Origin of the sequence: Bacteroides caecigallinarum (genome assembly GCF_021531075.1) — a bacterium.
GTDB lineage: Bacteria > Bacteroidota > Bacteroidia > Bacteroidales > Bacteroidaceae > Phocaeicola > Phocaeicola caecigallinarum_B.
Genome location: NZ_JADYTJ010000045.1, coordinates 16,064 through 27,417 on the forward strand (window position 1 = coordinate 16,064; position 11,354 = coordinate 27,417).

Annotated in this window: 6 protein-coding genes; all 6 read left to right on the plus strand. The window is 37.1% G+C overall.

What is annotated here, in order from left to right:
* Positions 1 to 39: 39 nt before the first annotated feature.
* Positions 40 to 555, plus strand: a complete 516-nt coding sequence (locus I6E11_RS11520) for an acyl-CoA carboxylase biotin carboxyl carrier protein subunit (protein WP_235338149.1) — start codon at positions 40 to 42, stop codon at positions 553 to 555.
* 2 nt (positions 556 to 557) lie between these two features.
* Entirely contained in the window at positions 558 to 2,090 is a 1,533-nt protein-coding gene (locus tag I6E11_RS11525) for an acyl-CoA carboxylase subunit beta (RefSeq protein ID WP_235338150.1), read from the plus strand.
* Positions 2,091 to 2,304: 214 nt separating this feature from the next.
* A complete protein-coding gene (locus I6E11_RS11530; protein ID WP_235338155.1) occupies positions 2,305 to 2,784 on the plus strand; it encodes a TlpA family protein disulfide reductase in 480 nt (159 codons plus the stop codon).
* A 9-nt stretch (positions 2,785 to 2,793) separates the two neighbouring features.
* Complete coding sequence (locus I6E11_RS11535; protein ID WP_235338151.1) at positions 2,794 to 3,585, plus strand: N-acetylmuramoyl-L-alanine amidase family protein; 792 nt, start codon at positions 2,794 to 2,796, stop codon at positions 3,583 to 3,585.
* A gap of 1,224 nt (positions 3,586 to 4,809) precedes the next feature.
* Positions 4,810 to 8,058, plus strand: coding sequence for a helicase-related protein (locus I6E11_RS11540; RefSeq protein WP_235338152.1), 3,249 nt, complete (start codon positions 4,810 to 4,812; stop codon positions 8,056 to 8,058).
* A gap of 11 nt (positions 8,059 to 8,069) precedes the next feature.
* The coding region (locus I6E11_RS11545) for an Eco57I restriction-modification methylase domain-containing protein (protein ID WP_235338153.1) at positions 8,070 to 11,354 on the plus strand (3,285 nt) is incomplete at its 3' end.

The window sequence follows — 11,354 nt, forward strand, 5'->3', positions numbered from 1 at the left end:
TCAACTCGTCAACTTGTAATCTGAAATAAACTCAAAACAATGGAAATACATATAGGAAACAGAGTTGCTGACGTTACACTTGTCAGCAAGGAAGGTAATAAAGTGCAGTTAACTATTGATGGCGTTCCTTACGACGTTGATATAGTTATGGCGGAAAATGGTAGCTGTTCGATTATCCATAATGGTAAATCGTATAACACTGAACTTATCCGTAAGGAAGGTGGAAAGAACTATACAGTAAATGCTCACTATCAGTCATACAATATTGATATTATAGACTCACAGGCCAAGTATCTGCGTACTCGTAAGGGTGGTGAGGAAAAACAGCAGGACAAGATTGTTTCTCCTATGCCTGGTAAGATTGTAAGTATACCGGTATCTGTAGGCGATAAACTTGAAAGTGGAGATATCGTAGTGGTTATTGAAGCTATGAAGATGCAGAGTAACTATAAGGTGAGTGCTCCTTGTGTGGTAAAGGACATCCTTGTGAAAGAAGGAGATTCTGTGAATGCCAATCAGGTGGTTATGACTTTGGACATTATTAAAGAAGACTAATTATGACAACAGAAGAACAATACAAATATTTCGAGGAGCTCGACAAGAAGGCTTCTCAGGGTGGTGGAGTAGAGCGTGTGGAAAGACAGCATGCCAACGGACACATGACAGCCCGCGAACGTATAGACATGTTGCTTGACAAAGGAACTTTCAACGAAATAGACAAGTTCGTGATACATCACTGCACAGACTTCGGTATGGAAAAGAACCATATTCCTGGCGACGGTATCGTGTGCGGTTATGGTAAAGTGGACGGACGTCTGGTTTATGTCTATGCTTACGATTTCACTGTATATGGCGGTACTCTTAGTGTGACTGGTGCACAGAAGATTGTAAAAGTACAGCAGCTGGCACTTAAGAACGGTGCTCCTGTTATTGCATTGAACGACTCTGGTGGTGCACGTATTCAGGAAGGTGTGGGAAGTATCTCAGGTTATGCTTCTATCTTCTATCAGAACACTATCGCTTCCGGTGTTATCCCTCAGATTTCTGCTATCCTTGGTCCTTGTGCCGGTGGTGCTTGTTATTCTCCTGCACTTACTGACTTCATCTTCATGGTGAAGGAAAAGAGCCATATGTTCATCACAGGACCGGACGTTGTGAAGACTGTAACTCACGAAGAAGTAGATAAGGAAGAACTTGGAGGTGCATACACACACAGCAGCAAGAGCGGTGTTACTCACTTCCTTTGCGATACAGAAGAAGAAACACTTATGGGTATCCGCGAACTTTTGAGCTTCCTTCCATCGAACAATATGGAAGATGCTCCTGTTCAGCCATGTTCTGATGATATCCGCAGAGCAGACGAATCGCTTATGTCTGTAATTCCTGGTGATCCGAATATGCCTTATGATATCAAGAATATCATCGAACCTGTAGTGGACAATCAGTATTTCTACGAGGTAATGCCACACTTTGCTAAGAATATGGTAGTGGGATTTGCCCGCATGGGAGGACGTTCTGTAGGTATCGTAGCAAACCAGCCTGCATATCTTGCCGGTGTGCTTGACATTGATGCTTCTGACAAGGCTGCACGTTTCATCCGTTTCTGCGACTGCTTCAATATTCCTATCATTTCGTTTGTTGACGTACCTGGATTCTTGCCGGGATGCGATCAGGAACACAATGGTATTATCCGTCATGGTGCAAAGATTGTTTATGCATACGCTGAGGCTACAGTGCCTAAGATTACCGTTATTACACGTAAAGCTTATGGTGGTGCATACATCGTGATGAACAGTAAGCCAATCGGTGCTGATGTAAACTTCTCATATCCAACTGCAGAAATTGCCGTAATGGGTGCCGATGGAGCTGTGAATATCCTTTATCGCAAGGCTACTCCTGAAGAAAAGGCTAAGGCAGTGGAAGAATATAAGGAGAAATTCTCTAATCCATACCGTGCTGCTGAACAGGGATATATCGATGAAATCATTCTTCCGAGAGATACAAGATATAAACTTATTCAGGCATTGGAAATGACTCAGAACAAGAGTCAGAGCAATCCTCCTAAGAAACATGGAAATATGCCTCTATAATAGATAGCATGATACAAGAAGATGAACAATGACATTTTACAGACGGTATGATGTTGTTGTTCATCTTTTTTATGTTTACAAATGTTGACCGCATTTTAATGTACCGATGTTTTTTTGTACTTTTACACTCCCAAATTATATATTCCAGAATAGTATGAAAAGAATTATTATGTTGGCAGCAATATTTTTCTGCCTTTTTGGTGCAATAAATGTAATGTCGCAAAAGCCTGTAGCTGATAAAGCTGGGTATATAGTAAAGGTTGGAGATACAGCTCCTGATTTCGAAATGACTCTCACAGACGGAACAAAGGTCAAGCTTTCATCACTTCGTGGAAAGATAGTCATGCTTCAGTTTACAGCCAGCTGGTGCGGAGTATGCCGTAAAGAGATGCCATATATTGAGAGCGATATATGGCAGAAACATAAGGATAACAAGCAGTTTGCCCTTTATGGTATAGACCGTGATGAACCGTTGGAGCGTGTAAAAGCGTTTGCAAAGCAGACAAAGGTCACTTATCCGCTTGGTCTTGATCCCGGTGCTGATATATTCGCACTTTATGCCGAGAGAAATGCCGGAATAACAAGAAATGTGCTTATTGACCGTAATGGAAAGATTGTAATGATGACAAGGCTTTTCAATGATGAAGAGTTCAAGGCATTATGCAAGAAAATTGATGAACTGTTAAAAGACTGACAATAAAGTATGAAGCGCATTTGTTTTTTATTGTCGTTATTGTGTGTAATATCTTTTTCGGTATCGGCTCAAAAAAAGAAAGAACCTCTTTTCGGTAAGTCTCATTCATCTTATACCGTATCATCATCATCGCTCAAAGGAGCTGTGTTCTATCTGGTTAGTGGGCATGGTGGACCTGATCCCGGATGCATAGGAAAGTATCAGGGTAAGGAACTGCATGAGGACGAATATGCCTACGATATAATACTGCGTTTGGGTAAAGAACTTTTGGAGAGAGGGGCAAAAGTGTATTTCATCATCCAGGATGCAAAAGACGGTATTCGTGACTCATATATCCTGAAAAACAGTAAACGTGAAACATGTATGGGCAAGCCGATACCTTTGAATCAGATAGAACGTCTGAAGCAGAGGTGTGTAGCTATAAACAATCTCTACCGCAAGGATAAGAGCAGCTACAAGCGTGCTATATTTATCCACGTGGACAGCCGCTCAAGAAGCAAGCAGACAGATGTATATTTCTACCACGCTCCGAAAAGCAGATACGGCGAACGTCTTGCAACAGAAATTCAAAAGACTTTCAAAAGCAAATACAGCAAGCATCAGCCGGGTAGGGGATTCGATGGAACTGTCAGCGAACGAAATCTTTATGTATTGAGAAATACTACTCCGGTTGCGGTGTTTATGGAACTTGGCAATATGCAGAATGCCTTGGACCAGAAACGTCTGGTGATTCCTAATAACCGTCAGGCTTTGGCCAACTGGATAACTGAGGCTATAGTGAAAGATTATAAGAAGAAATAAACAGCGATGTAGAACAGCATTTTTTGTACCTGTTCTTATTCGATTTTAAACGTGCCCGCGTTTTGTCTTAAACACGGGCACGTTTTGTCTTAAACATGCCCGTGTTTTTTTATGGATTTAAAAGCGGGTGAAATGTACTGAATTGGATTTGGCTTGTGTGTTACTTTATGTTAAATTTTAATGCAGCCTAATATATGATTTTCGTCTGTTATTAATGTGCTTATAGTATAAAAAATAGCTTAATTGGGGGTCATTACGGTCACTACGGTCATATGAACCCATTTTTTTACGAATTAGCTTATGTCGTATTTCCTAATAAGTTCCGATATTGAAAATTTCTTTAACCCTATGCCAACTTGAAGAATGGTAATTTTATATCTCAAAACAGTATGTTTATGAAATTAATAAATGTTAAAATATTCCAAAATTGAGCATACTTTTTATATTGTAAATACAGTGTGTATTTATAAAATAAGCCTATGTTTTTTATAAGTGATAAGTTAATCCTGAATATCACCGATTATATGACTTGAAATAAGTATTATTTGTATAATCTGTTTATATATAATGAGTTATGGTTCTATATGACGAAAAAAATAGGATCATATGACCGTAGTGACCGTAATGACCGTAAAATCTTAAGTGAATTATGCGTTTTTTTATTCGTAACGCCATGAAATTTTCAAAAAGCCAGTCAGGCTCATGTAATTTATATTAGCAATAGTAAGTGAAAATTAGCACTTACACAGGTGCCCGTGTTTTCGTATAAATAAATCTATATTAAACGGCTTGTCTGATAGCATGAGAACAAAAAATGACAAATAATAAAGAGGCGTATTTTTGTTACGATGAAAAAAATCCAAGTTTTGAGTTTGCTATTTTGGGGGGGCGGAAAAGGGTTTTCTCTGGCTGGAGATAATAATGAATGATTTTACTGTTTTTAAGTGTATAATAATATATATTTACATTTAGGCGTAAGTTTATAATGTCGGGTGCTTGCAGGTGTATCTGTGGAAGTACTTGATAAAATAACAACTTTGAACTATCCGGAAAATCCGGATAGTTCAAAGTTAAAGGACGAGTTGTTTGGAATTACCGGGCAACTCGATTTTTATTTATGTAAAAGATGAATTATCCGTTCTCTCCATAACTTAATTATTGCATGTTTTTATTAAGGAATTTTTATTATCTTTGCGATTATGTGAAGTGTAAAACCACAAGGAAATGAGCAGTAACTTTATAACGAACAGTGATAAATTCTTATCAGATATTATAAACGGTATATTACCGAAGACTGACGCGGTAGATATATTAGTTGGATATTTCTATTATTCCGGTTATGTTGAATTGAATGAAAATCTAAAGGACAAGCAAATCAGGATATTGGTTGGATTGGATATAGACTTGCATGTATCAAAGCGTATAAGCGAGGTGGAAAATGTCAGAAAAGGTTTTATTTCCCGCAATATCGTAAAAGAGGATTATTACAAACAATTTATAAATCTGTTCAATAATTCTGATTTCCTTGATTCTGCTGAGAAGTTGGAACAGTTCGGTATGTTTTATAAAAAGATACTTGATGGAACATTGGAAATCCGCAAAACACTCGACCCTTGCCATTCTAAGATGTATTTGTTCGCATACAATGATATGATGAACGAAAGTGGAGAACTGCCGGGAGTTCTTATTACAGGTTCAAGTAATCTTTCTTATCAGGGATTGAAAGGACGTCTGGAACTCAATGCCCGTTTCAATGACAAACAGGATTATGAGGAAGGTAAAAGGCTGTTTGACGAACTTTGGGACAGTTCTGTAGTTATTGCAAGTAAAGACAATCTTGATGAATGGAACAACAAGGTTATGGCTCACACGTGGTATGAAAAGATATATTCCCCATATCTGATGTACGTCAGAGTGTTGAAGGAATACTTCAATATACCCACAAATAAAAATATCCTTGCACCGCATGACATAACAGAAGGAAAATACTCAAACTTGAAGTATCAGACAGATGCCGTCCAGATGGCTCTTAATGCTTTGAACAATCATAATGGTGCCATAGTGGCAGATGTGGTTGGTTTGGGAAAGAGTGTTATTGCTTCTACCATAGCCCGTAATCTGAGATTAAGGACGATAGTAATTTGTCCACCACACCTTTACAAACAATGGGAAGGGTATAGGGATGAATTTGGATTCACATCAACGGTATTCAGTGCCGGAAAAATAGAAGATGCCTTGTTACATTATCAGGAACTTGTAAAGGCAGACGAACAGTTCCTGATAATTATTGATGAGGCACACCGTTTCCGCAATGAATACACTCAGGATTATGCCATGTTGCATAACTTGTGTTCAGGTAACAAGGTTTTGCTATTGACAGCCACACCGTTCAATAACCAGCCTGCCGATATTTATGCGCTGATAAAACTGTTCCAGATACCCACAAGCTCTACTCTTAAAACCGTAGAAAACTTAGGGGCGACATTCAAGGACCTTATAGTTAAGTACAAGACTTTGCGAGAAGACCAGCGAGACGGAAAAGTATCTGAAAGCGAGGTTAAAGTCGAGGTAAGCAATATCTCCAAAAAGATACGTTCCATTATCAGCCCTTTAGTAGTGCGTCGTTCCAGACTTGACTTACAGGATATTCCGGAATATGCCGATGACCTGAAACAGCAGAATATACAGCTTGTACTTCCAAATGACCCGGAAGAACTGGAATACGATTTGAGCGGTTTGGAAGGACTATATCGTTCTACACTTGAACGAATAAGTCCTTTGGAAGAAACAGATAATGCCACATATCATTTCAAGGCTGCACGTTATTCTCCTGTATCGTATATACATGAAGATTTGCAGGATAAATTAGCCAATGAACTTGAAGAAAAGACAGGAGTAAAACTCAATCTTTTGTTAGGACGACAGGTTAATATCGCAAAATTCATGCGCCGCTTGCTTGTGGCGCGTTTTGAAAGTTCTGTGGCTGCATTCCGTGCATCACTCGACTATATGATAAAGTCATCCGAGCATCTCCTGCGATGGATTGAAAAGAGAAACAAGATTCCGGTATTCAAGAAAGGAAATCTTCCTGATGTAGAAGCCTTTTATGATTCAAGCGAGGACGGAATGGGTGAAATAGAAGAACTCTTTGAAAAATACGAATCGAGAGGATTCTTCGAGATAGACATGAAATATGTTAAGGATGAGTTCGTTTCTGATGTAGAGGCTGATATCCGTCTGCTACAGAATCTCCGTGAGGATTGGTTCGGAAAGGAAAATATTATCAAGTTCGACCCTAAACTGGATTCTTTCGTAAACATCATACGTGAGAAGATGGAAAAAGAACCGGACAGAAAACTGATAGTATTTTCAGAGTATGCCGATACAGTCAACTATCTTGGTGAGGCACTTGCAAAAGCAGGATTGCCTGTAATGAAATATACTTCGGCAGATGCTACTCCAGCCAATAAAGACATTATCAGGGCAAATTTTGATGCCGGGCTTAAACAGGCGTTACAGCAGAATGACTATCATATTCTTGTTGCCACAGATGCCATATCCGAAGGTTACAACCTCCATCGTGCAGGAGCGATATTCAATTATGACATACCATATAACCCAACCCGCGTCATACAGCGAATAGGGCGTATAAACCGTATAAACAAGAGAGTCTTTGATGAACTCTACATCTATAATTATTTCCCTACAGATGTGGGCGAAGCCGAGACAAGAACCAAGGAAATATCAACCCTTAAAATGGCAATGATACATGCCATAATGGGTGAAGATACCAAGGCCCTGACAAAGGAAGAAGAAGTGAAGGCATTCTTCAAGGAACGCTACCGCAAAGAGTTTGCCCGAAGTGAAGAAGCCTCATGGGACACACCTTACAGGAAACTGATAAACTCTTTGAAAGGAACCAAAGATTACGATGCCGCAATGGATATGCCACATCGTGCCCGTACTGCTAGGAACGTAGAAAAACAGAAGAAAGGAGTCCTGATGTTTGGCAGGAAAGGCGATGACTTTGTTTTCAAGATAGGCGATACAGAAAATCTGCCGCTTATGATTTCGGCAGAAGAAGCTATTTCACTGTTTGAGGCAGATAAAAATGAGGAACCTGTGGCTTTAAGCCAAGATTTCGATTACGTTTATCAGAGGGTCAAATCATCACTGTTTAGCAGCGATGTAAAGGACAGAAACGAGAAAGACCAGATAAATGCGCAGGTGAAAATAAAGGTATTGATGAGCAGACAGGCATTACCGAAAGACTATCTTGAAGATTTGCTGCAGGTGGTAAAAGCCAACGCTTTGTCCGGATATGAAATAAGATTCATCAATCAGCTTGTAGTAAAGGATGCAGAGAAACTCCTAAAGAAAATCCCGATAGATTATATAGAACGTATAATCAATACCCAGAACAGGGTGGGTGATGGTGATGAAATATTGATTTTAAGTGAAGAACTTCAATAAAAGATTACAATATGGAATTTAACAAAGCATATAACCGACAGGATTTTGTAAAGTTTTTGCAGAAAGATTTTCTACCAGAGGATTATGTTCTAATGGAAGAGTCTGTGAATGTAGATATGACATATTCTAAACAAGTGGTAAAACTTGGATATAGCAAATCACTTGAATTGGTAGTATATGAAATACAGCATAATTCTAAGAATGATGCGCGTGTATCACTTTCCAAAGAGGCCTTCAGAATATTGGCTAATGAAGCTGAATATCGTGCTTTGGTAATATTTGTACCTCAAGATAACAATGATAACTATCGTCTGTCTTTGATAGAAATTACACTTGAAGCAAAAGATGATTCTTCACGTATAACCTATTGTTACAGTAATCCTCGTAGGTATTCATATTTAATTGGAACAAGCATTGAAGGGCTTAGAACAATTGATGAATATTTGCTTGGCAGAAAAAGTGAAGATGACAAAATAAAAAGAGTGATTGACTATGACGATTTGCGTAATCGTTTCTCTGTAGAAAAACTTGCTACAGATTTCTATAAAGATTTACAGAACTGGTTTGGGTGTGCATTGGATGTTGTTAGTTTTCCAAATGATTTAGATGATCCGGAAGATGATGATAAGTATAATGCCGAGAGTATTATCCGTTTGATTACACGCTTAATTTTTGTCTGGTTTCTCAAACAGAAGAATTTGGTTCCTAAAGAATTCTTTGATGAAAAATATATAGCTGATAATCTTTTGAAAGATTTTTCGCCTAATGAGCAGTTTGGTCTTTTTGGTCAAAAATCACTGGAGAGTAAGTATTACAAGGCTATACTTCAGAATCTGTTCTTTGCTATGTTAAATAGTCCGATTACAAAAGAAGGAAAGACAGAACTTAGTGAAAGGCATTTTAGGAAATTGACAGATAAAGGAGATCCTTCTCAAACAGATTTCAATAACAATAAGTTGATGCGTTATGAATCAATGTTTAAAAATCCTCAATTATTCATTGATTTGGCAAATCAAACTGTACCGTTTTTAAATGGAGGCTTATTCGATTGCCTGGATAAAAAAACAAAGAGATTTTATTTGGACGGATTTTCAGATAAAGCGGAGGTAAAGAAAGCTCTTGTTGTGCCGGATTATTTGTTTTTTAGTGATGATATAGTAGCCGATTTATCTACATTCTATAATGATAAGAAAAAGTATAATGAACACGTAACTGGAATAATAAAAATTTTCAGTAGATATAACTTTACGATTGAAGAGAATACTCCTTTTGACAAGGAAGTTTCACTTGATCCGGAATTATTAGGAAAAGTTTTTGAAAACTTATTGGCTTCATATAATCCTGAAACTCATACAACTGCGCGTAAGCAAACAGGCTCATTTTATACTCCACGTGAAATCGTTCAGTATATGGTGGATGAAAGTCTTATTGCATATTTAAACAAAGTTGTAGGTGAAGAACTTGAAGAAGAATATCGTAAATTATTGAGATATACTGATGAAGATTTAAATCTTACAGAAAAACAGAAATATAGCATTATGAGTGCTATATATAATTGTAAGGTACTTGACCCTGCATGTGGTTCAGGCGCTTTTCCTGTAGGTATGCTCCAGCAGATGGTTCATATTTTATCTCAGTTGGATCCTTCGAATGAGCAATGGAAACAAATGGTGTTGGATGAGGCTGTTAAAGAGAGCCGTAATGCATTTCTTGCGGAAACACTCGAAGAAAGAGAACAACGTTTGAATGAAATAAACGAAACTTTTGAGGACCAACTAAAGAATCCTGATTATAAAAGAAAATTATATCTGATAGAGAATTGTCTTTATGGAGTTGATATACAGTCAATAGCTATTCAGATATGTAAGCTTCGTTTTTTCATTTCACTTGTAGTAGATCAGAAAACAAATAATAAACCAGAGGATAATTTCGGAATTCGTCCATTGCCAAATCTTGAGGCAAAGTTTGTTGCAGCCAATACACTTATAGGATTGAACAAAAAAAATGATTTTCCTTTATTTGACATTGTGCAAGTAAAAGAAAAAATGCAGGAAATGAAAGAAATTAATCATAAAATCTTTTATCTAAAGCATAAAGCAAAAGAAAAACATCAAGCTAAAATACAAGAAATTAAGAGTGAAATAGCTAATCTATTGAAGGAAAATGGAATTATAGGCAATGAGGAGGTACAACAATTACAGACGTGGGATAGGTTTGATCAGAATTCATTTTCACCTTTCTTTGATTCCGAATTGATGTTCGGAGTGAAAGACGGTTTTGATATTGTAATTGGTAATCCTCCGTATATTGATGCAAAAGACCAGTTAAAGAAAGAAGAACTAAGAATTCAAAGAGAAAAGTTGTCTAAAGACAAACGATATAAAACTCTCTTTCAGAAATGGGATTTGTATATTGCTTTTATGGAGATTGGCATTAGATACTTTTGTAAAGAGAACGGCATATTTACGATGATTGTTCCTTATCCTCTAAGTAATCAGCTTTATGCAAGAGAAATGCGTAAAATGATTACTGAAGAAAATGATCTTTTGGAAGTCGTGGATTTATATAATGTAAAAGTTTTTGATAATGCTACAGTAACAAATTGTATTCCAATAATTCGTAAATCTCATTCTGTAACAGAGTTTTTGGTTTCCCATGCTGACAAAAATAAGAATATCTCTCACAGTTATTCTAAGCATTTAGATCATTTGGTTCAAGATAATAATACATACGTCTGGAATTTTACTTTAGAGAATCGAAACGCTAATAGACATCCAGATATGCATGTTTTGGGGGATTTTTGTTATATAAGTGTGGGAATGGTTCTTAATGCTGATGAGAAGAAAGCTAAAGGTCAATTTAAAAAGGAAGATTTAATAAGTAATACGTATGATGATATTCATTGTAAGCAATATATTGAGGGAAAGGACTTGGAACGTTATAATGTTAAACGTATAAGATTTTTAGAGTGGGGTACAAAACGTAGTCCAAACGAATTAAGAAGACCTACTTTTGAAGAATTATATACAAACAAAAAAATACTTATAAATGCTCTTGGGCAGTTGAAGGCTACTATAGATTTAAATGGTAAACTTTATTGTGAGCAACAAGTTCGTATGGCATTGTTATGGGATGATTTGAAAAATGTTTCAAATAAAAGTATTACCTCAAGCATTAAAAAATTTTCTAAATTAAAACGTTGTGAAATGGAGGAACTCTCTAAAAAAGTTGATCCGCTCTATTTATTAGGAATTTTAAATTCCAAATATGCTTCAATACTTTTAACTGATATAAGA